This window comes from Dictyobacter sp. Z7_2 (assembly GCF_057551105.1).
Window position 1 is genome coordinate 1561915 of record NZ_BAAJPE010000002.1, and the last position, 22816, is coordinate 1584730.

Genomic DNA, 22816 nt, shown 5'->3' on the forward strand with positions numbered 1-22816 from the left:
CATCACACCACGTCATCAACCATAGCCACCATGATAATTATCTTGCTTACCTAAGATGTCACTCACTACAATTTTGACAATAATCTGTTCTCCGGCGTTCCAGCTAATTCGCTTTATCCGGTGGAACATTGTAGTGCCACATTAATTGTTGGGCGATTGTTTCCCACAGGGGGCCTGCTGCAGTCCCGCCAAAGATGGAAACAAGCGGATGATCTAGCTTTACTAACACCACAAATTGTGGGTCAGAAGCCGGTATATATCCCACCACAGAAGCATCGGTATTGGTATCCGGCTGACCCTGAATCGTTGCCGTTCCGGTCTTAATCGCGATACTATAGTTGGGCACCGAAATTTTTTCCGCTCCTGCCACACTTTCCAACATCCCTGTCAGAGTTTTCGCGGTGCTGGCTCGAATAATCTGACGCTTGACCTGCGGTTTTGTCGTTGTCACGTGTCCATTATTATTGATTGACGAAACCAGATATGGCTGCATCATCGTGCCTCCATTGGCGATAGCTTGATATGCCTGTGCTATCTGTAAAGGAGTCACCAGAATACTCTGACCAAAGGACTGGCGAGCCAGATCGCTCGGAGACCAACCAGTGGAAGTGGGGCTGCGATATGAACCAGCACTCTCGGGTTTGAGCACATTGGTAAGTTTTCCAAATCCGAAACTCTGCACATAAGGATAAAAACCCTTCGTTCCCAATTTCTGCATGGCGACCCAGGCAGCTCCCACATTGGCTGAATGCTCCAGCACTTGTGTCATCGTCTCCGTACCGTAACCCAGTTTCTCCCAGTTATAAACGGGAGGAGTACCATCCTTAAAGTTCAACACGCCCGTATCATCGATAGTATCAGTTGGCTTAATCAGGTTCTGGTCCAGAGCGGCAGCCATGGTTACAACTTTCATCGTCGAACCAGGCTCATAAGCACAATAGACAGCGGGGTTGAAGTAGACTTCCAATTGACCTCGGCAGCCAGTGTCTGATGCATAGTCTCCATAATTATTAGAATTAAATGATGGATACCCGGCCATGGCTACCACGGCTCCGGTCCGAGCATTCAGCACTATGGCTGTTCCACTTTCTGCCCCCATTTGGTTGACACGTTGTGCCAGCGCGTTTTGGACATCATATTGCATCGTGCTATCAATGGTGAGAGTGATATCAGCACCTTTCACCACATCCTGCTGGGAGCTAGCACCCACCGTTAATGGATTACCGTTAAGATCCGTCTCAGCGGTCACATTGCCAGCCTTCCCGGCCAGCAGCGTATTATACATACCCTCAATACCATACTCGCCTTGCGGTGGAGTACCACTCTCGTTTTCCTGGACATATCCCAGAATTTGAGCGGCCAGATCATTGCTTGGATAGGTACGCCAGGTACGCTGTTGCAGAAAAGTGTAGGGCACAGATAGTTTTTGTAACTGCTGACTTTGCTCCGGAGTAATCGAGACGGCAACGCGCACCGTTGGCAGAGCAGAATTTAAAGCGTTCTGCAATGTAGTAATCGAGACATTGCTCAGGACTTTGTGCAACTTTTGTACCACCAGGCCACGCTCAGCTTGATAGCCGTCAGGATAATCTGTGACGATCTGAGATGGCTCGACATAGACATCGTCGCGCACAATATCGGTAGCCAGTAGCGCACCAGTCGTATCATAGATACGGCCTCTGGGCGCACTCAAGGTCTCATTTTCTGTATGTTCAGCGTTTGCGGCCTTTGCCAGAACGGAGCCATCCATGATTTGCCAGTAGTAGAGCCGACTAGATAAAACGACCATGCCTGTACAAACCAACAAAAAGATGATCATTTGTCGATTTCGTGCACGGCGTAGCTCTGTACCCATCTACAGTCTCCTCATTCAGGTATCGTTCTAACTGCTCAGATCTTCAGCTTATTTCCCGTGTCCAGTGACAGGTTGTAAGCCAGGAATTTGCAGAATCTTCACATCGCCTGGATTTTCAGGTACCAGGCCGGCCTTCTTTGCCTGAGCAGCAATATAATCCGGGGATTGCTCTATGGCTATTGTCTGAGATAAATCTTGATTCTCACGTTGCAAGGTCGTTTGCTCAGTACGAATTTCTTGAAGTTGCTGATTGGCAACTGCCGCCTGACCTACCTGACCAAGATACAGGATCGCCATCAAGCCTATGAGCAGGACACTTGTAATTGATAGAGCAACTGGCCCCATGTGAAAGAAAAAAGGTCGTTGCCGAATACGTCTGGCAGCAGCAGCCTTTTGTACTTCCGCTTTGTTACGCTGAACGTCATTATCACGCTTTGTCAGGCCATACATCGATTGCATTCCTTCGAGAGGGTTCTTCAGATCTCGCCTTCAGACTTCTCAGCCTCAAGGAAAGCACCTCAGCGCTCCTCCTCTACGTGTGACGCACTACGAATTGATTATCAGTTCAGCAGCTCGCAGCTTGGCACTACGAGCGCGAGGATTGCGTACTATTTCTGCTTCACTCGACGGGATAGGCTTCCCTGTCAGGTTGCGTAGCCGCGCCTTGTGTCCACAAACACAGATTGGAAGACGGGGAGGACAGATACAATCTTTTGCCTCACGCCGTATAAACTCTTTCACAATGCGATCTTCCAACGAATGGAAAGAGATGATCACCATTCTGCCTGTTCTCGCTTCCTGCCCCTCAATGCTCTCCGCTGTACTTCCATCAGTAGGAGCAAGCAGGTCTAAAATTTGTGGCAGGACCGTTTCTAAATGCTCTAATTCATGATTAACGGCGATACGTAGCGCTTGAAACGAGCGTGTTGCAGGATGAATGGCTCCTTGTTTCCGTGGTACTCCGGCAGCGATTAATGTGGCCAGTTGCGATGTACGGGTAATGGCATGCTGTTCTCGAGTCCGTACAATACGACGCGCAATCTGCCTGGAACGCGACTCTTCGCCGTATAGCCAGAAGATATCAGCCAATTCATGCTCACTCGCTTCATTGACCAGATCTTCAGCGGTTGTTGGCAGAGCTTGATCAAGACGCATATCAAGAGGACCATCGGCGCTAAAAGAGAAACCGCGCGTAGGATTGTCCATCTGATCCGATGAAAATCCTAGATCTAACAGCACTCCCTCGACGCCTCGTGCGGCCCCAAAACCTGTCTGTGCTACAATTTGAGACAGGTTAGCAAAGTTGCCATGAGCCAGAGTAAGACGACCATTGGCGACAAACTCAGCCAATTGTGTACCCACACGTGCCAGGGCCTGGTGATCGGTATCGATCCCCAGCACCTTCCCATCAGGAGCCGAGCGCTCCAAAATGGCTGCTGTATGGCCTCCACCACCTAACGTCCCATCGATGTAGAGCCCACCAGAGACTGGTTGAAGATACTCTAACACCTCATCAAGCATTACCGACACATGTTGTGATTGTTCCATTGTCACCAGATATAAATTCTAGATAGTCAACGATATATTTTTTTACAGCTAAATTTGTTACGGCTAAGAGTTACAGCTAAAAAGGAATGTTGCTTCCCGCGGTATCGAGCTGCTCCTGATAGGCCTGCCACGCTGCGCGATCCCAGATTTCAATATGATCACGCACGCCTGCCACAGTGACTTCATTTTTTAAATTTGCATATGCTCGTAATTTAGCAGGAATAACCATACGACCCTGCGCATCTAATTCAATTTCGCTCGCACTCGGATAAATACGGCGCTCAAAATCGCGCAAATCATCACTCGACATACCAGCAACCAATTCATTTGATCGCTGTTCCCAGTGCTCTACCGTATAGATCGAAAGGCAGGTTCCCATGCCTTTACTGACAACCGCTCCACGATCCATCTGAGTGCGGAACTTTGCCGGAACAGCCATACGGCCCTTTGCATCGATTGTGTGCTCATATTCGCCAAGAAACATAGATTAGCATCCATACTTTCTCACTACGAGTTACGCGAACGTCTCCAGTGAAATCATTAAAACCTTTGCTTCATTCAGACATACATCCCGATCATCACCCTATACAATTATCTCCCCAAAATTCCCCACTTTCCCCCACTTCATTGTAACACTTCTTAGGCCTAAGGGAAAAGAGTCTTTCCGACCAATTTTTGTGAGAACAGTGGATAACTTGTGGATAACTTTTTTTTGTGCACTTAGAGAGCTAAAAAAAGATGCATGACTTACGTATACATGCAATTTTCGCGCTTTTGATTTCGTCAACGGACAAATTATCATCAGTTTAGCAAGGAAGAGCAATAGGACCATAGACTCCTGGCATCACACTTGTCTCAATTATCTCCCAATACGATAAGGGCTTTTAAAAGTTCAAGAGCATCAAAAACCATCTCACAAAACTTTCAAATTCTCTGTATTCGCTGGATAATCGTTCTGATATCTTAGCAAATTTCCTCTTTTATTTGATAAAAATTTTCTCTTGCCTTCCATATATTATCTTACTTATGTAACAAGAAGCATTCAAGCAGCATTCCATAAAAATTACAGAGATCGTTGAGCAGTAACCATGACCTCTGCCATAAATTATCTATGCACTGGTAATGGAACAACTCAATCGCAATTGAGCAACGCGTGAACCATGTCAAACAAGGGCACAAGCGGAAGATCATCACTATATAGCAATGTGTGAAAAGGGGGATCATTTAGCATATTTGCGGCTCGTAAGACAACTTCTTCAACAAAAACACAAGCAGGCATTCTATATTACATCGTTCCAACTACGTGGGCCTGAAAAGAGGTTTTATCCTCCTCAATTTTTGTCCTACTAGAATAGCTGTATACCTGAAGGTGCTAACTAAAATCGCACCATATTCTAGCATAGAACAACCTTATGTAGAGATGGCTTCAGAGGCTATTTTTTAATTTGGAATCAAGACGTAGAGTGGCCTGGGAAGCGGGTTCACTATAAATCCTTTTTTTTGATTGGGAGTGCGAAGCTTGTATTTCTTAAAATCGCGTGCTATACTCCTAATCGGCAGTGAGGTTGTAACGCCGCTCTACAAGCCCGGCAAAGTGCTATTGGGCAAACAGGCGACGTGTGTTGATAGTTGCAAGGAGGAAATAATTCCTATGGCCGAAGATAAGTCTGAACAGGCAGCCACACAAACCGTTGGTCGACAAGAGCTTTCCAAGCGTATTGCTAAACAGGCAAAGCTTTCTCAAAAACAGGCGTCTGAGGTGTTAGAAGCCACTCTCACAGCAATCCGCGAAGCGTTGCAAGAGGGCGACGAGGTTCGTCTCGTAGGCTTTGGCTCTTTCAAAGTACGCCAGAGCGCAGCACGCAAGGGGGTAAATCCACGCGACCGCCAACCAATCGAAGTACCAGCCAAAGAGCGTGTCCGCTTCTTCCCAGGCAAAGAACTCTCCGAAGCTGTGATCAAAAAATAGTAAGTTGTACTAATAATTCTCACTGCCATTATTGCATAGCCCATTAAGCGTCTGACACCGAGCATGATTGAACATCAGAGATTGGCGTTCAAGGATTCTTTCCAGGCTGCTCAGGCAACATGGAACAACCCGTTGCCGTCAAGGCTCAAAGGGCTATGGCACCCCTCACGCTGGCCTGCTTTTCTCCGGAAGAGTTGTGCGTAAGCAGATCTCTGTGTCGATATATTTTATTCTTCTGGTTTTCTATAAAAGATGGAAAAAGTATGTCCTCATATACAAACAATAATGTGACGCTCGCATTCTATCACGGCAATATCGTCGATGTAGAAGTCGGCGCTATTGTAAATGCAGCTAATGCGGGTTTAGCCGGTGGTGGAGGCGTCGATGGAGCGATTCATCGAGCCGCTGGACCTACCATCATGGAAGAGTGCCGCAAGATTGGTGGCTGTCCGACTGGCAGCGCCGTCGCTACAACAGCTGGCAAGCTATCGGCCCGTTATATCTTCCACGCCGTCGGTCCCGTTTATCGCCAGCGCAGCGATGATGCACGGTTACTTGTCAGCACCTATCAGAAATGCCTTGAGTTAGCCGATCAGCATCGCCTACAAAGTATTGCCTTCCCCTCCATCAGTACAGGAGCCTATGGCTATCCTGTCCATCTAGCCGCGCCGTTAGCTCTGGAGACGATGCTCACATACATGCGCAAGCCAGGTAGTTTGCAAAGAATACTCTTTGTACTCTTTGACAAGCGCACCAACGAGGCCTATCAAAAAGCGTTACAAAAACTCATCCAGATCGAGAACAAATAAGGGTCCAATCAGCGACACTTCAGGAATACATACTTAGTTGTTTGCCTGGACAGTAAGTGGGAGAGCCAGAACATCGCGGTATCCTTGCACCAGACGCTCCATCGCTTCGTACCATGTATGCGGCAAAGCTTCTGAAAACGCCAATGCGCTCATGATGAGACGCTCTTCCGGATTGAAAACTAACTGCTCAAGGTAGCTACGATAACCTGAAACCTGCTCATCGTCTGAGAGATGTTCCGCTGCAAGCAACAATCCTGTGCGCTCATGCTGCACCAGATCACAGACACCTTCCGATTGGACTCCCACCACAGGTAAACCAGAGGCCATAGCTTCCAGTACGACCTGTCCAAATGTTTCAGTATACGACGGAAAGGCGAAGATATCTGCCGAGGCATAAGCCGTCGCCAGATCCTCTCCGCTCAGGTAGCCGGTAAAGGTGACTGGTACCTGATTCAATTCTTGCTCAACTTCAGCATAGGCCGGTCCCTGTCCCACAATCACCAGATGGCAACGAGTATGATCCATGTGACGATACGCTTGCATTAATAAGCGCAGATTTTTTTCCCATGAGATGCGTCCTACATACAAAAGGATGACTTTATCCTCAGCACTATCCTGTCCACGTAGCCAGGAGGCTCGTAAGGCGGCGCTTCGACGCTCTGGCTGGAATAATGTGTTATCCACTCCACGAGACCAGATACGTACGTGCTCAAAGCCTTGCATCTCTAGCATAGATGCCGTTGAGGCCGAAGGACAGAAGGTCAGGGCACATTGATTATGTACAAAGCGGTTATAGAGCCACATCGGCTGTGTCAGCAAAGAAAATCCAAAGTGTCCACAATAGGCGGCGAGGTTTGTATGGTAAGATGAAACTATCGGAATATTCAAAAAACGAGCAGCGGCTAATCCTGTTGCGCCCAGAATCACAGGATCGACAACGTGGACGATATCAGGACGAAACTCAATCAAGCGGCGCAAAAAGAGCGGTCGGAAAAAGTTAAATTTCAACTCTGGATAAAAAGGAAATGGGAGTCCCGCTGTGCCAATGACTTCAGCCCCAGCATATTCTTCCATACCACTTTCAGGCCCTAAGAGCAGCGCTTGATGTCCTTGCAGATGTAAATGTTCAAGCAAACGTGATACGGTTCGTGTGACGCCGTCCAGCTTCGGCAAAAAGTTCTCTGTAATGATGGCAACACGCATTGGATTCTCCATCCTGGATCACCTTGTATACCAATAATCACTTCGTATACCAATAATCATTTCAAATACGTTGACCAATTAGGGGAGCATTTCCTCATCCACAGGGATTTTCTCAGCCAAACGGGTGATCATTGTGCCCCGCTTTAAACATATCACGTTCTATTTAGAGGACAATTAAGGCATGTTTACGGTTCTGTAAAACCAGGGATAAAGAGTTGTTAAATAGGAATACGTAAATACACAAACCAATAGTCCTAAGGGATAGGAGAGATAATTAATCTTACAGTGAAGATTTACTCAACTATTCGTTACAATGATGTAGTATTGCGTCTTTTCATGTGAAGATATCACATTATAAGTAAAAATAAAAAAGGCTCCTGATGTCGTAAATGTGGTGGGGATATAAAAAAGGAGAAGATATAGGCTCCAGTAGCAAAGATTATATATTCAGTGAAGAAGGGAACGGGTGCAGCAGGTGAAAAATCAATTTATGCATAAGCCTTCTCAAGATGGATCAAGTGGTCCAGAAGGGAACGCCACAGGACAACTCTATAATGAAAAAAATCCTCTGCCGGGCATTGGAGAGGAAGCAAATATTTTGCCAGCTCCCGCCAAGAGTGGACTTCTAGCCAAGTGGAAAACGGGACAGCTAGCGCCGCCGGAGCCTGCCCGAAAACGGAGCAATCTCGTCAAAAATCCCGCGGAGGAGACCGAGATTGACCCGCTCAGCCATCGCCGCATGCCACGTCTTGCATCAGTGCAACCATCCATGCCACAAGCACCTGCAGCCAATTCTTTCTCCACACCAGCCAATCATGCACCGCAGCTACACCAACCGGCTCCCTCAAACCAATCACCATATCAGCAGATGAGGCCACAAAATAGGGGAGAAGCTTACCCATCAGGAACGTACAACAATCCCAACCTGGCACCGCCTCCAACGAGTAACTACGGCTATCAGGGAGCAAATCCCGTCAGCAACTACGGCCATCCTGGCCCTGGACCAGCCCGGACACCATATAAGCCTGGTACTCGCATTACACGAGACCTGAGCCAATTGGGAGTATATCCGGGAGCTGTACCTCCTGGGAATCAGAAGCCACCTGATGGATATCGTTATGGCACTGGTCAGCTCGGTTACACTAATCCTCCAGGCAATGCCAGCCTTCATCAAGCTCCGCCACCGGGACTAAAACCGTGGCGACGCATACCACGCATCAATATCAAGAGGATTCCCATCTGGGCACGCATAGTAATTGCGGCAGTTGCCTTTCTGGTCGTCACGGGAGGAAGCGCCTTTGCCTATTACGAATTTACGATTGGAAAATCGGTCGCAGATATTACTGGCAATAGCGCCACGCACAAGGTCGATGGTAAATCTCAGGTCATTCAGAATACTTCCGTTGACCCTCTGACCGCACGCACCAATATTATGCTGCTTGGTAGCGATACCGATGGCAAATACCCCAATCAGGGAGGTAACGATCCTACAACAGGACAGCCACTCGCTCAGACCGTGATGATTATTACAATAGATCCTGCGACTAAATATGTAGGCATGCTCTCCATTCCACGTGATATGCAGGTGACGGATTCAACCACCGGCTATGCGAATGAAAAACTCGATGAGGCTTTTGAGCATGCATGGGTGGGACAAACAAATAAAGATAAAGCAGCGGCGGCGGCCGGGCATATGGAAGATGTTATCCAGCAAAACTATGGTATCCACATCGATCATTACGCCTGGGTAGGTCTACAAGGCTTCACAAAGGTCGTTGATGACATTGGTGGAGTAGACATTGATGTGGCTCATCCCATGTTTGACGATGATTATCCCGATGATGCTAAAGGTGGGGGAACGTATGGGTATACACGTATAGATATTGCACCAGGTCCACAACACTTAACGGGAGCTGAAGCGTTGACCTACGTGCGCACGCGTCACGCAGATCTGGGTGGTGACTTTGGGCGCACTGATCGGCAGCAACAAGTTCTGGCTCAAATTAAGGTCAAGCTCACCCAAAGCGACGATATCATTTCCAAGATGACTTCCATTATCAATGACCTCGATGGGTACATGTTTACTGATCTGACCCTGAGCGAATTATCGCAATTTGCAACAGTGGCTAAAACGGTTGATATCAACAAAGTCGATCATGTCTCATTCACCAATAACTACTCGACGCCCGCAACCGGCAATAACACAAATGTGCTTCCAATCTGTGAAGCTATCAACGCTGAAATCCTGAAAATGTTTGGTACAACCGGAACCTGCCAGCCTCAATATTCATCCGTTGCGCCACAGACGGGCACCGCTGTAGCAAAAGCTCAGACGGCTCCAGCGGAGGCATCGACTGCTTCTGAGCAGGCAAATAGGGCAACTTCCTCGACAGCAGCCAGTGTGGTATCAGAAACACAAAGCATGGTCGGAAGTAGTGCTAATTTCGATAATGTATTGAACCTGATGCTCCTTACAGCGTCTGGATCATTCGACGCGATGCAAGGATAGCTTCGCGCATTGTATAGTTTAAAACGATTTCCCCAGGGATGGCAATCATCGTATCTCACTATTCGCAAGATCTGTAAAATAACATGAAGAGACAAAAACAATGGAAGCTCTGGCTTTTACTGGCACTTCTTTCGCTCACATTGCAAAGTTGTCTGGGTAGTACAGCCACGCCCTATAAAAGTGTCACTAAAGGCAAGCATGGCGATGTAAAGGTCAATACGACCACGTCCCTCTTTAAGGGTAAGATCTATTTTACCCTCGATCGTAACCTCTACGTCATTGATGGCAAAGACACAACGAATCCGAAGCAACTTACCTCCGGACTAGATGTACGCGATCCAGCAGTCTCGCCCAATGGTAAGTGGATTGTTTTTGCTATCTACCATAGTAATTATTCAGATCTTGCCTATATACCCGCCAGTGGAGGTAAGCCAACCATCATTGCGGACGGCAACGGATCATTTAGTCTCACCGCTACTGGAGCCACCAGCACCTATCACTGGTTTGAAGAACCAACCTGGAATGCCGATAGCGAACATATTCTCTTTTTAGGCGACAATCAAAAAGCTTTTTGGGCTCCGCTGCTGGTTGGAGGCTATAATTCCTTCATTCTAGATTTACAGCTCTTCAAAATGTCGATCAATGATCGTTTAAATACGCAGGAAAAAATCGCAGATGCGGTGCCGGTAGCTTATACAGCCATTGGTGCCGGTGGCTTACGCGATCCCAGCTATCGGCCTGGACATAAAAACGAGGTGATCTATACCAGCTACGCATATACCGCCTCCAGTAACTTTACCGACGTGAACGCGCAACTCAATCTGATCGATGATACAGTGATTGAAAACGCTCTTCAGGCTGGCAACCTCTATGAATATCATCCTGAAGTCTATGGAGCAGCTGCCAATCCAAGCGTCGCCATTACGCCAGGCACATCAAACCTATCCAATCTAGATGCCAGTTTCTCTCCCGATGGCAACATGATTATCTATACGCGCCGCGTGAATGCCACCAGCATGAGTTTATATACCATGCCCGTCGTCGATGGCGTCACCAGCGATCCAACCAACAACGCCAGCAAAGGACTATCCAACTATAGCCAATCCAGCAAACTGCTCACCGGTCAATATCTGAGCCAGCCAGTCTGGTCGCCCGATGGCACACAGATCGCCTACTATAGCTATACGGGCACAACCTTCGACCTCTGGCTCGCCACGCTCGTTAAAGATCCCAAGACCGGAGCCTATAGCATCAAAAAAGACAGCGCTACCCAACTCACCCAAGCCAATGGTAGCCTGGATGCCGACTCTCATCCCTTTTGGGTCCCATAAGAGATACAATGAGGGATAGGAGCGTCTCGATGCTTCGAATTTTATATAAGGTCAATAAAAACGGATGAATAAACATAAAGAATGGACTCTGTTACTCATACTTGCAGTGCTCTCTTTTACACTGCAAAGTTGTTTAGGCAGTAGCGATACAAATTATAAAAGTGTAATTAAGGGCAAAAATGGTGATGTAGAAATCAATACAACATCACTCTTTAAAGGAAAGATTTATTTTACCCTCAACCGCAATCTTTATGTCCTTAACGGCAGCGACCCGGAACATCCTAAGCAGTTAACAACTGGACTGGATGTACGCGATCCTGCGGTCTCGCCCAATGGCAAGTTGATCGCCTTTGATATTCATCATACTGATTATTCTGATCTTGCCTACATGCCTGCCACTGGAGGAACACCAACCATCATTGCATCAGGGCAAGGAGCCTTTGTAACCAACAACGCCGGTGCCACATCAACCTATCACTGGTTTGAGCAGCCCGCATGGGCACCTGATAATGAGCATCTTATCTTTTTAGGTGATAATCAAAAAGACTACTGGTTGAATGATCCGCAAGCATACAATGCGGTGGGGCAGTACGCGGCTCCCATCCTGGATATGCAGCTCTATCTGACATCCATCCAGGATAGGCTTACAACGCAGCACAAAATAGCTGCGGCGCAGCCTGTTGCATTCTCATCGATAGGTGCTGGTGGCTTACGTGATCCTGGCTACCGCCCTGGACATAGCGATGAGGTCATTTATACTAACTATGCGTACACAGTCAGCAGTAATAATACTGACTTAAATACGCAACTTCAAATGATCAATGTAAACACGATTAACAACGCCATACAGGCAGGCAATATACTCGAATATCATCCAGGAGAAGATACGACCGAAAGTAATCCAGGAGTTGCGCTTACCCCAGGCACAGAGAAGCTATCCAACCTGGAACCCAGCTTCTCTCCTGATGGCAATACCGTCATCTACGCACGTCGGGAGAACGCCACCAGCATGAGCTTATATACCATGCCCGTTGCCAATGACGTCACCAACGATACAACGACGAGCGCCAGTGCAGGACTATCCAATTATAGTAAATCCAGCAAGCTGCTCAGCGGCCAGTATCTGAGCCAGCCAGTCTGGTCACCGGATGGTACTCAGATTGCTTACTACAGCTATACCAGCACAAACTTTGACCTCTGGCTCACCACGATGGTCAAAGACTCAAAGGCAGGAACTTATAGTATTAAGAAAGATAGCAGCGTCCAACTCACACAGGCCAAAGGCAATCTTGACACTGACTCACGTCCTGTCTGGACCGATTAATACAAAATTAATGCTTAACACTTTTCTTCTGCTATTAGAATGTGCCGTAAAGACACAGACAAGCCGATAGAAAAAGAAAGGGTGGAAACAACCAGGCAGAAAGGACCAAATACAATGAAGATCTAAGACTTGATTCTTTTATTGGGTAACTTTGATTACTGGATTGACAGAACCATTAGCATACCCTTCAGCACTAGTGATCTCGTTAGGAGCATAGACCATAAATGACCAGGCCCTTGTTGAGGTAGATACTGAATTTTCTTCTATTACTACTCCACCATCAGGTCCGCTATTTCTTATTATATGTGTCCATAAGTTAGATAGCTTGGCCCCATTAATACTTTGAAGATCAGCCCAATTGGTTCCACAATTGGGTGAGTACCAAATGGCAAGTAAAAGTTCGGAAGCATATGTAGTTGAAACTACCACATAGGCAGAAGAATCCCAGCAGCCAGAACTAGCAGGATCCAGGCCATTCAGTTGGTTACCAGTTAAATTGGGCTGGAGTACATGCAACGTTTCACTAGCAGGAGAGGATTTAAAACTTGTTATTGTTGGATTAGTAATTCCATCTGCATGAACAAATGCATTACTGATGGAAAAGAATAAGGCGCAACAACATATTAAAGCTAATAGCAAGATGCGCATTGGATGAAAAATACTTTTCATTATACTCCTTAACTTGTATTGATACACTTACCTATATTAATATACAACAAAATTTTACGCTTAGCAATGTTTAATGGAGTAGAAAGGCTAAGTGATTCATATCAATTTTGATAATATCTAAAGTGTATCCTCTCAATATCGATGTATTAAGAAAAGACAAAGAAGCATAAAGAGAGAAAAGTCAACGTGAGAAGAAGATACATGCGAATTAGTCTTGTCTCTGGGTGGACGGATGCGCTCTTTTCTGGTTCAGTTGGTGAGATGCCAAAAGCCGCCAAATCTTTGCGCGATTGTTCTTGTTGTCATGTGATCCTAAATGGGGGTAGTATAAATAGCCAGATCAAGACATAAATACTAAAGACGATACTATTACAAGCGCCAATGCGACACATAATAATGTATGGCCAAAAACTATTTTCAACGAATATAATCAACAAACACTTTTGTGTTTTACATTTTTGAATTCAAAATCTATCTGGAGGCTTTAATGTCTGAACCACCGGGCAAAAACATTTTCCGTCCACCCTATCCACCTGGTCAGCCATCACAGCATCCTGGCCCATCTTTTCAAGGACAGCAACCCATCGGAGTCAACCCTCCTGATGCAGGGGCAGGAACAACTAACTATCGACCCACTGGCACACTTTATCCGGGTGCGCCAGCGGTTAGCCCGTCATATACAGCGGCACCATCATCCTATCCACCACCGAATGGACAGCAAAATCCATCGTGGAATCCCAACCAGATGCAACAGCCATCTTCGTGGGACAATGGGCAGGCTCCAGGAGCGACATTCCCTCCACAGCAACCCCCGGCTGGACCTCATCAGAACTGGGGGCCGGCAACAATAGGAGCAACATTCCCTCCACAGCAGCCAGCCGCTGGATCTCATCAGAGTTGGGGAGCAACTGGCATGGGAGCAAACTACCCTCCGCAGTCTCCAGCCGCCGGGCCTGGACAGAATTGGGGGGCAGCTACTATTGGGAACAATTTCCCTCCACAATCACTCAACCCAAAAATCACCAAGAACCTGGCCCAGTCTCCATTTGCGCCACCTCAGGTTGGTCCATCTCCCCAGGCCAAAAAGAGGAGATTGATTTCTCGTCTACGCAACCGTTATGAGCGACTCTCAAAGCGAGGAAAAATTCTTTCGATTGTTCTGGTGATTGCTATCTTAATTCCATCCTTCCTTGGTATCTTTGAAGTAATCAATGGCATTATCCTGTACAATCAAGTGAAAAGCGGCATGGCTCATATTCAAGCCGCCCAAACCATTTTCAAAGGCGGCGATAGCGGAGATTTCTCAAAATACTTTGATGCCACCAAACTACAGCAGGCTCAGGTCGAAATCACTGCCGCGCATGGCGACTTCGCTTCGCTGAGCGACGAACTTGACAATGACAGCTCAATTGGCATAGCCAGCTCATTAGCACCATCCCAGATTAATGCAGCTCGCTCGCTGGGACACATCGCGGTAGATGCAACCGTCATGGGCGAAAAACTGATCGCCACCGCCATTGAACAATCGCCTTCGATGGTAAAAACTCTGAAGGCCAGTGCCGCCGATAAAGATACTGCACATCCCAAGCCTTACCTCACAGAGGAAGCATTCGCAGCCTTCAATCAGGATTTAACTGACCTTCTGCCAACCATCCAGGACATGAGTGACCATACGCAAGGTTTATCACTCGATGGTCTGCCAATCAGCGCCAGCCAGCGGACAATGATCGCATCAATATTGCCGCTGATCCCCACCATCTACACACTCCTGGCGCAAGGCCCTGAGCTGCGCAACTCCCTGGGCTGGCTGATTGGGGTCGATCAACCGCGCACCTTCCTGCTTGAGCCGATGGATAGCGCCGAGTTGCGCTCCACCGGTGGTTTCACCGGACAATTTGGTGAGTTGACCTTCACAGGTGGTCATATGGCCAAGCTCCAGATGAAGAATATTGGCGCGTACGAAGAAAATCATTTAGGGCTTCCAGGAGGTTCTGGGCCGCTTATTCAATCATTGTATGATAAAGTCACAACCCAAAGTGCTCCCCCTCCTTTTACTAGCTGGTGGCCGGTTGCCAATTTTGGCGTACGTGATGCCACCGTCTCCGCAGATTTTCCGACAACAGCTAAAATCATTATGGATTATTATCAGGGTGAATTTGGCACAAAGCTCAGTGGTGTCATTCTTTTTACGCCAGCGCTGATCAAACAAATTTTACACGTCATCGGCCCAATCAAAATCGCTGAATATAACGAGACGATTACCGAGCAAAATCTTGAAGCCAAATTACATTACTACCAATTGGATAATAAAGGAATTTACAAAGAACAAATCACCGAGCATATAAAAGATGCTGAGCTGGCCCGTAAAGCCTTTACCTCAAGGGTCACTCAAATTCTGATGAGCGACGTTATGCACCTCCCCATTACGAAGTTAGTACCCATGGGAGCTCAAATGCTCCAGGCCATGAAGACAAAGGATCTTCAAGTCTATGCAGATAACCCACAGCTTGAGAATTTAGTTGCCAAATATGGCTCAAAGGTGTCCATCGATACTTCAACATCTTATGATGGTGTATATGTGGTACAGGAGAACCTGAGCGCCAGTAAAGCATCACAATACGTCACAACTTCTATTAAAGATACTGTGACGCTAGATCAACAAGGAAATGCGACCCATGCATTGACCATGGTTCTGAACTACCAAAAAAAAGGCGATGTCTATGGCATTAATACCTACCATGATTATGTACGTATCTATGTGCCACAGAACAGCACACTCATAAGTGGTCATGGTTTCTCTCAACTCGGTCAAGCATATTGTGGATTGGCAGTTGAAGGTTACCCTATCTGCCAGCAGGACGTCTATGGAGATGGTTCATTAGTTTGTTCTTCCGCCACAGTTGGAATTGATTACCCAACATCTTATATACCAGGCCTGGGAGATACAAATGCTTATCTGGATCAAATTGGCTCTCCCCCAAACCAAACCAGTGATGAGCCTGGGCGTGCTATGTACGGAGGCTGGGTGACTATTCCACCAGATTGTAAGATGATAGTAACGCTCTCCTGGACCGTACCAGCGATGAGTCAAAGCGGATATAGCTTGATGTTTCAGCCTCAGGCCAGCGTGAATCCACAGGTAGATCTGACGGTGAAATCGGCAGCCTGCACTTCTGGTAACGCATCGTACTCTGGCATAATGGACGGTCAGGACACCATGTTCAGCCTGAAACAGCAGGGAGGAAGTTGCTCTTTGCAAAGAACACAATAGCTTATCTTTTATGCCACGAATTTGTATGCAGGAAAGAGCTCTTTCCTGCATACAAATTCAATATATTTAAGCACAAAATCAGTTATCACAACGCAATTTTAACCGGACGCCATCCGTTTTTACTTTATAGCTTACGAGCCTGCAAGGATTGCATTCGTCATGTTCGCTCATTCTTTCCATGCCTGTGAAAGAGAAAGAATAGTGCTCTATAATAAGCGGCGTCAACTAGATACATCATTTATCGTTACATACATAGATTGTTATGGAGCTGTACAATGCAAAAAAACCATGCAGTACATAAAAAGAAGCCACTCCACTACTCGCTATTTCTACTTGGCTGCATTATTCTCTTAAGTAGCTGTACCTCATTCCCAGCCAGCACATTTTCTGGTGCCAAATCATCCGACGTTAAAGCGACCGCCGCCGCCAAACCGACGCCAACGCCTGATCCAGTCAAAGCCAGGGCACAACTTCTGCTCAAAGGTATGAGCCAGAATGACAAGTTGGCGCAGATGATTATGGTTGAGTTTATCGGCAGCGACTATACTGAGAGTGGCCTACAGGAGATGATCAACCAGCAACATGTCGGCAGCTTTTTGTATCAGGATAGCGATAACAACTTCCAATGGCCTAATAACACGGTTACCGGAGCTCACGCATTTTCGGCTCAGGCCTCTGCCGACGAGCCAATTGCGCCGATGATCGCTATCGATCAAGAGGGCGGGACGGTCAGTAAAACATCCGCCTTTTTCGGAGCCACACCTTCAGCCGAGGAGTTAACGCAATCAGGCGATCCAATGAAAGCATACAATCAGGCCAAGACAGATGCATCACAGCTTCAGCAACTGGGTATCAATGTAGATCTGGCTCCCGTGGTCGACGTCGGCCCGGATACTACTCAGTATGGAACGCGGTTCTTTAGCAACAGTCCCGATACGGTAGCGACATACGCCGGTGCCTTTATCAAAGGACTCCAGGAAAATGGCATCCCAGGAACGCTCAAGCACTTCCCGGGACTGGGATCTTCTGACGATGTCGATCCTCATGTTGGCCTGCCATCGGTTACCAAAACGCTGGCAGAGCTGCAACAAGTAGATTTTCTCCCCTATCAAAAAATTATCCAGCAGGATACTCCCGGATTGATTATGACTACCGATGTCGCATCTCAGGCGCTAGATCCTAATGTGCCCGCTGAACTTTCGCCAAAGGTGCTCAGCTATCTGCGCCATACACTCAATTTCAATGGCGTGATCATTACTGACGGCTTGTATATGGAGGGTCTCTATAATGGTGTAGCTCCCACCAGTGATCAATTAGCGCAAGTCAGCGTAAAGGCTATTGAAGCGGGCAATGACATGATCGAAGGACCATCGACACCAGAAGAGATCACCAGCATCCTGGCAGCTCTGACAACGGCCATCCAGCAAGGAGAACTATCGCAGGCACAAGTTGATGCATCCGTAACCCGTATTTTGACGCTGAAAATCAAGTACGGGATTATCAAATAAAATCCACGTACATATCAATACCTGTAGCTTCAATACCTGTAGCTGGCCAGACAGATAACCTCCTGATTTTCACTGTTGAGAATCTAAAGCTCAACGGAAAATCAGGAGGTTATGTACATTTGTCCATATAAATGTACACAAAACGACTCCTGCTTTATAATAACTAATGCCAACTAAAGATGACTGTTGGTGTTGCATATACGTATATTTATGGAGCTGTACAGTGCGAAATTACGATACAGTCTACAAAAAAAGAAAATCAGCCATCTACTCTTTATTTTCACTTGGCTGTCTTTTCCTGTTGAGTGGATGCTCTTTATCCTCTTTTAGTTTATTCTCCAGTAACGCATCCACTGGTAAAATCATCAATGCCACAGTGGCAATAGATCCCACCGAAGCCAAAGCACTTTCTATCATGAATAAGATGAGCGTGGATGAAAAAATAGCGCAGATGATCATGGTGGATTATACCGGTGTTGATTATACAGAGACCGGGCTTCAGCAAATGATAGCGCAACAAGTCGGAGCTGTGCTGTATCAACCCGGAATTCCCGGTAATGGTAATTTCGAATACCCCAATAACACCGTTGATGCAATCTCCGCATATTCGGCACAAATCGAGGCTGATGGAAAGGTAGCACCAATCATAGCTATCGACCAAGAAGGTGGATTAGTTGACAAAATAAGCTCATTATTTCCACCGGCTCCTTCTGAAGAACAGCTTGTACAGTCGGGGAATCCAAATACAGCCTATGATCAGGCAAAGCTGTATGCCTCAGAGCTTAAACAATTGGGCATTAATGTCGACTTAGCTCCTGTTGTCGATGTCGGCCCTGACACCACTCAATATGAATCACGTTTCATGAGCGATGATCCAAATGTGGTCGCAACATATGCAGGAGCTTTTGTCAAAGGTTTACAGGAAAATGGGATTGTTGGAACGCTGAAACACTTCCCGGGTCTTGGCTCTTCTGACGATATTAATCCGCACGTTGCATTGCCCACAGTCACAAAAAGTTTGACCGATCTGCAACAAGTTGACTTTATCCCTTATCAGAAAATTATCCAGCAAGACAATCCAGCAATGGTCATGACTACCGATGTAAATAACCTCGCATTAGCACCAAATACGCCAGCAGAGCTTTCTCCAAAGGTGATTAGCTATCTACGCACGACCCTCAATTTCAAAGGAGTAATTATTACCGACGCATTGAATATGGGTGGTCTGTATCCTAATGTCATAGCAGGGATAGAAGCGCGGGCAACCGATGATGAGATGGCAGCTGCCTGTGTCCAGGCAGTTGAAGCTGGTAACGATATGCTTGAAGGAGCTTCCACACCGGCCCAGGTCAGTGCTGATATCGCCGCAATTGAGGCAGCAATTAATCAAGGCAAAATCAAGCAGTCACAGATCGATCAATCCGTGATACGTATCCTGACAATGAAATTTAAATATGGGATCATCAAATAAATTGGATAAAAAGCCAGATCAGAACATAGAAAGTATCCCTGAGGCCGCTTCAGGTCAGAAAAAGTCAGGATTGATCTATCGCCTACGCAACCGCTACGAGCGGCTCTCAACGCGGGGAAAGATTCTTTCGCTGGTTCTGGTATTTGCTATTCTGCTCCCATCGTTGCTGGTTATGATTGAAGTGATCAATGGCATCATTCTGTACAACCAGGTCAAAAGTGGCATAGCGCATATTCAAACGATCCAAACCATTTTCAAAGACGACAATAGCGGAGATTCATCAAGATACTTTGATGCCACCAAATTACAGCAGGCCCAGGCCGAGATGACCGCCGCGCACAGCGACTTTACTAGGCTGAGCGACGAACTTGATCACGATAGCTCGATTGGGATGCTCGGTTCATTAGCGCCATCCCAGATCAAGGCAGCCCGCTCGCTAGGACACATCGCGGTAGATGCAACCGTCATGGGTGAAAAACTGATCGCAACAGCCATCCAGCAATCGCCCTCGATGGTAAAAACCTTGAAGGCCAGCACCGCCGACAAAGATACGGCTCATCCCAAGCCCTACATCACAGAGGCGGCTTTCGTGGCCTTCAATCAAGACCTGACCGACCTCCTACCAACCATTCACGATATGAGTAATTATACACAAGGTTTATCGCTCGATAGCCTGCCGATCAGTGCGAGCCAGCGTCAAACGCTCACATCGATACTGCCACTCATCCCCACGGCCTATACGCTCCTGGCGCAAGGACCAGATCTACGCAACGCCTTGGGCTGGCTCATTGGAGCTGATCAACAGCGTACCTTTCTGCTTGAGCCAATGGATAGTGCCGAGTTGCGCTCCACAGGTGGTTTCACCGGACAATTTGGCGAGTTGACCTTCAACGGTGGTCATATGGCCAAACTTCAGATGAAGAATATTGGCGCGTACGAGGAAAATCACTCAGGACCCCCATTAAATGGTTCACCACCAGTCAATAAAACGTTGTACGATAAAGTCACAACCCAAAGCGCTCCCCCTCCTTTTAACGCCTGGTGGCCTATTCCCTATTTTGGTGTGCGTGATGCTACCGTCTCTGCTGATCTTCCAACCACAGCAAAAACTATTATGGATTATTATCAGGGTGAATTTGGCACCCAACTTAGTGGAGTAATTCTCTTTACACCGGCCTTGATTAAACAAGTCTTGCAAGTCACAGGGCCAATTACGATCGCAGAGTATGGCGAAACGATCACCGCACAAAATCTTGAAGCGAAGCTACACTATTATCAATTGGATAACAAGGGGATCGCTCGCGAGATAGCCATTGAGCATATGACAGATTCTGAGCTTGTCCGTAAAGCCTTCACCCAAAGAGTCACTAAAGCCATGATGGATGAGGTTATGCACCTCCCCATTACAAAGTTAGTGCCAATGGGCACCCAAATGCTCCAGGCCATGAAGACAAAGGATCTTCAAGTCTACATCGATAACTCACAACTTGAGGATTTAATCGCCAAATATGGCTCAACGGTGTCAATGGATCGCTCCCAGACACATGATGGTTTATATGTGGTACAGGCAAATCTCAGCGCCAGTAAAGCATCGCAGTACGTTTCCACAGCTATCAAAGATACTGTGACATTAGATCAGCAAGGCAATGCCACGCACTCGCTGGTGATAAATCTCGACTATCAGAAAAAAGGCGACGTTTATGGTGCTGATACGTATCGCGATTACGTACGCGTGTATGTGCCCCAGGGAAGCACCTTTATAGAGGGAGATGGCTTTGCTCAAACCGATCAAAAATATTGTGCTGATCCGGGCTGGGGACTTCCCACCTGTCAACCCAATGTCTATAACAATGGCGTGCTAACCTGTAGCACATCTTTGACCATAGGTAAAGCCCTAAACAATTATCTGGACATCGTTGACCCAAGCTTCATGCTTTATCAGGTTGGCCCTCCGCCTAACCAGGTCAGCGATGAGCCTGGACGTGCTATGTACGGCGGCTGGGTAGTTGTCCCTCCCAATTGCAAGATGACAGTCACTCTTTCGTGGACAGTGCCAGCGATGAGTCAGAGCGGCTATAGCCTGATGTTCCAGCCACAAGCAAGCGTTAATCCGCAGGTAGATCTGACGGTGAAGTCCGCAGCCTGCATTTCTGGTAACGAATCTTACGCGGGCACCATGGACGGGCAGGATACTATGTTCAGTTTAAAGCAGCAAGGAGGAAATTGTGCGTTGCAGCAAAAATCGAATTAGTATCCTGAGGGATATTACCCGGTCATATAGCACTCGACGACATACACCATTAATGGTATACTACCCACTGAAACGGGAATTTATTACTACAGTATTCGCCCAGGCCGCTTGAGGTGAGACGTTGAACCAATTTGAAGGCACACTGATCGCTGGACGGTACGAGATTCGAGAGCATATCGCCACAGGCGGTATGGCAAGCGTCTTCAAAACCTGGGATCATCGGGTGGAGCGCATTGTCGCGATCAAAGTGTTACGATCCCTGGATAAAAATGATCTTCGCGCAGTCGAACGCTTCCGCCGTGAAGCTCGTGCTGCCGCCGCGCTCGCGCATCCGAATGCCGTCACTATTTATGATTTCGTAGAAGAAGCCGGCCAGTATTTTCTTGTCATGGAGTATATCCATGGTCCTACTCTGAAGCAGCTCGTGACACAACGCCGACAGTTACAGCCCCGCGAGGCCATTGAGATTGCTTCACAGGTCTGCTCGGTGCTTCAAGTTGCACACGCGCGTGGATTTATTCATCGAGATATTAAGCCGCAGAATATTATGCTGGCCTGGAGTGGCAGTGCCGGTAGCTTGAGTGATGGTGGGGCCTGGGTCAAACTTACCGATTTCGGTATCGTTCGTGTGGCTGAAGATGCTGGTTTGACAAATAGTGGGATTGTACTCGGTACTGCCGACTATTTGTCGCCTGAACAGGCTCGCGGCGAGACTTTGACGGGTTCCTCCGATCTCTATTCGCTGGGCGTCGTGATGTATGAGATGCTCGCCGGTCGACCTCCTTTCGTTGGTCCGACTGCTGTCTCGATCGCGATGCAGCACGCTTCCGCAACTCCGCCACCGTTGCGCCAGTATAGCCCACAGGTCCCTCCGGTTCTGGAGAAACTTGTCGACCGCATGCTAGAAAAAGATACTGAGGATCGCTTCAGTTCGGCCGCCGAGCTGCAAGCTATGTTGAAAGCTTGTGCGAAAGAACTGGCACGAGGAAAACAATCGTCATTAGCAGCCGGTCAAGCCTATCCTGGGCGCTATGCCGAGGGGCAAGGCCAATATCCACCTTCCGGGCAGAGTCAATTCTGATTATTGTCCACTGGTGA

16 protein-coding genes are annotated in these 22816 nt (G+C 47.3%); 10 read left to right on the top strand and 6 right to left on the bottom strand.

Going from position 1 to position 22816, the window contains the following annotated elements; genetic code table 11:
• Window positions 1-103: 103 nt before the first annotated feature.
• From AC27N8_RS19980 to mraZ, 4 genes are all read right to left on the bottom strand, one after another.
• Window positions 104-1855: a peptidoglycan D,D-transpeptidase FtsI family protein gene (locus AC27N8_RS19980; RefSeq protein ID WP_487069161.1), complete on the bottom strand. Its 1752-nt coding sequence runs from the start codon at window positions 1853-1855 to the stop codon at window positions 104-106.
• A 48-nt stretch (window positions 1856-1903) separates the two neighbouring features.
• On the bottom strand, window positions 1904-2305 hold the full coding sequence (locus AC27N8_RS19985; protein ID WP_487069162.1) for a septum formation initiator family protein: 402 nt from the start codon (window positions 2303-2305) through the stop codon (window positions 1904-1906).
• 96 nt (window positions 2306-2401) lie between these two features.
• Window positions 2402-3403: a 16S rRNA (cytosine(1402)-N(4))-methyltransferase RsmH gene (rsmH, locus tag AC27N8_RS19990; RefSeq protein ID WP_487069163.1), complete on the bottom strand. Its 1002-nt coding sequence runs from the start codon at window positions 3401-3403 to the stop codon at window positions 2402-2404.
• A 76-nt stretch (window positions 3404-3479) separates the two neighbouring features.
• Entirely contained in the window at window positions 3480-3887 is a 408-nt protein-coding gene (mraZ, locus tag AC27N8_RS19995) for a division/cell wall cluster transcriptional repressor MraZ (RefSeq protein WP_487069164.1), read from the bottom strand.
• A 1167-nt stretch (window positions 3888-5054) separates the two neighbouring features.
• Between mraZ and AC27N8_RS20000 the strand changes: the two genes are divergently transcribed.
• Window positions 5055-5372, top strand: a complete 318-nt coding sequence (locus tag AC27N8_RS20000) for an HU family DNA-binding protein (RefSeq protein ID WP_487069165.1) — start codon at window positions 5055-5057, stop codon at window positions 5370-5372.
• Window positions 5373-5635: 263 nt separating this feature from the next.
• Window positions 5636-6181 carry an O-acetyl-ADP-ribose deacetylase gene (locus AC27N8_RS20005; protein WP_487069166.1) on the top strand — a complete coding sequence of 182 codons (546 nt, stop codon included), beginning with the start codon at window positions 5636-5638 and terminating at the stop codon, window positions 6179-6181.
• 33 nt (window positions 6182-6214) lie between these two features.
• Here AC27N8_RS20005 and AC27N8_RS20010 read toward each other — a convergent pair whose 3' ends face one another.
• Window positions 6215-7396: a glycosyltransferase family 4 protein gene (locus tag AC27N8_RS20010; RefSeq protein WP_487069167.1), complete on the bottom strand. Its 1182-nt coding sequence runs from the start codon at window positions 7394-7396 to the stop codon at window positions 6215-6217.
• 478 nt (window positions 7397-7874) lie between these two features.
• Here AC27N8_RS20010 and AC27N8_RS20015 point away from each other — a divergent pair, with 478 nt between their 5' ends.
• From AC27N8_RS20015 to AC27N8_RS20025, 3 genes are all read left to right on the top strand, one after another.
• Window positions 7875-9893, top strand: a complete 2019-nt coding sequence (locus AC27N8_RS20015; RefSeq protein WP_487069168.1) for an LCP family protein — start codon at window positions 7875-7877, stop codon at window positions 9891-9893.
• Window positions 9894-9976: 83 nt separating this feature from the next.
• Complete coding sequence (locus tag AC27N8_RS20020) at window positions 9977-11224, top strand: TolB family protein (RefSeq protein WP_487069169.1); 1248 nt, start codon at window positions 9977-9979, stop codon at window positions 11222-11224.
• Between the two features lie 64 nt (window positions 11225-11288).
• A complete protein-coding gene (locus AC27N8_RS20025) occupies window positions 11289-12548 on the top strand; it encodes a TolB family protein (protein WP_487069170.1) in 1260 nt (419 codons plus the stop codon).
• Between the two features lie 138 nt (window positions 12549-12686).
• Here the strand turns inward: AC27N8_RS20025 and AC27N8_RS20030 are convergent, their stop codons facing one another.
• Window positions 12687-13217 (bottom strand): DUF2690 domain-containing protein, encoded by a 531-nt coding sequence (locus tag AC27N8_RS20030; RefSeq protein ID WP_487069171.1) that lies wholly within the window; start codon window positions 13215-13217, stop codon window positions 12687-12689.
• A gap of 487 nt (window positions 13218-13704) precedes the next feature.
• Between AC27N8_RS20030 and AC27N8_RS20035 the strand changes: the two genes are divergently transcribed.
• The 5 genes from AC27N8_RS20035 to AC27N8_RS20055 all read left to right on the top strand — a co-directional run bounded on the left by AC27N8_RS20035 (window position 13705) and on the right by AC27N8_RS20055 (window position 22799).
• A complete protein-coding gene (locus AC27N8_RS20035; protein ID WP_487069172.1) occupies window positions 13705-16488 on the top strand; it encodes a DUF4012 domain-containing protein in 2784 nt (927 codons plus the stop codon).
• A 275-nt stretch (window positions 16489-16763) separates the two neighbouring features.
• Window positions 16764-17996, top strand: coding sequence for a glycoside hydrolase family 3 N-terminal domain-containing protein (locus tag AC27N8_RS20040; RefSeq protein WP_487069173.1), 1233 nt, complete (start codon window positions 16764-16766; stop codon window positions 17994-17996).
• Window positions 17997-18219: 223 nt separating this feature from the next.
• Entirely contained in the window at window positions 18220-19467 is a 1248-nt protein-coding gene (locus AC27N8_RS20045; RefSeq protein ID WP_487069174.1) for a glycoside hydrolase family 3 N-terminal domain-containing protein, read from the top strand.
• Complete coding sequence (locus tag AC27N8_RS20050) at window positions 19451-21718, top strand: DUF4012 domain-containing protein (RefSeq protein WP_487069175.1); 2268 nt, start codon at window positions 19451-19453, stop codon at window positions 21716-21718. Before AC27N8_RS20045 ends, AC27N8_RS20050 begins: the two co-directional genes overlap by 17 nt.
• A gap of 121 nt (window positions 21719-21839) precedes the next feature.
• A complete protein-coding gene (locus tag AC27N8_RS20055; protein WP_487069176.1) occupies window positions 21840-22799 on the top strand; it encodes a protein kinase domain-containing protein in 960 nt (319 codons plus the stop codon).
• Window positions 22800-22816: the final 17 nt, after the last annotated feature.

What these genes read in the sequence shown, in the direction of transcription:
- AC27N8_RS19980 (WP_487069161.1), bottom strand. Translation starts at nt 1,855, where the DNA reads ATGGGTACAGAGCTACGCCGTGCACGAAATCGACAAATGATCATCTTT.
- AC27N8_RS19985 (WP_487069162.1), bottom strand. Translation starts at nt 2,305, where the DNA reads ATGTATGGCCTGACAAAGCGTGATAATGACGTTCAGCGTAACAAAGCG.
- rsmH (WP_487069163.1), bottom strand. Translation starts at nt 3,403, where the DNA reads ATGGAACAATCACAACATGTGTCGGTAATGCTTGATGAGGTGTTAGAG.
- mraZ (WP_487069164.1), bottom strand. Translation starts at nt 3,887, where the DNA reads ATGTTTCTTGGCGAATATGAGCACACAATCGATGCAAAGGGCCGTATG.
- AC27N8_RS20000 (WP_487069165.1), top strand. Translation starts at nt 5,055, where the DNA reads ATGGCCGAAGATAAGTCTGAACAGGCAGCCACACAAACCGTTGGTCGA.
- AC27N8_RS20005 (WP_487069166.1), top strand. Translation starts at nt 5,636, where the DNA reads ATGTCCTCATATACAAACAATAATGTGACGCTCGCATTCTATCACGGC.
- AC27N8_RS20010 (WP_487069167.1), bottom strand. Translation starts at nt 7,396, where the DNA reads ATGGAGAATCCAATGCGTGTTGCCATCATTACAGAGAACTTTTTGCCG.
- AC27N8_RS20015 (WP_487069168.1), top strand. Translation starts at nt 7,875, where the DNA reads ATGCATAAGCCTTCTCAAGATGGATCAAGTGGTCCAGAAGGGAACGCC.
- AC27N8_RS20020 (WP_487069169.1), top strand. Translation starts at nt 9,977, where the DNA reads ATGAAGAGACAAAAACAATGGAAGCTCTGGCTTTTACTGGCACTTCTT.
- AC27N8_RS20025 (WP_487069170.1), top strand. Translation starts at nt 11,289, where the DNA reads ATGAATAAACATAAAGAATGGACTCTGTTACTCATACTTGCAGTGCTC.
- AC27N8_RS20030 (WP_487069171.1), bottom strand. Translation starts at nt 13,217, where the DNA reads ATGAAAAGTATTTTTCATCCAATGCGCATCTTGCTATTAGCTTTAATA.
- AC27N8_RS20035 (WP_487069172.1), top strand. Translation starts at nt 13,705, where the DNA reads ATGTCTGAACCACCGGGCAAAAACATTTTCCGTCCACCCTATCCACCT.
- AC27N8_RS20040 (WP_487069173.1), top strand. Translation starts at nt 16,764, where the DNA reads ATGCAAAAAAACCATGCAGTACATAAAAAGAAGCCACTCCACTACTCG.
- AC27N8_RS20050 (WP_487069175.1), top strand. Translation starts at nt 19,451, where the DNA reads ATGGGATCATCAAATAAATTGGATAAAAAGCCAGATCAGAACATAGAA.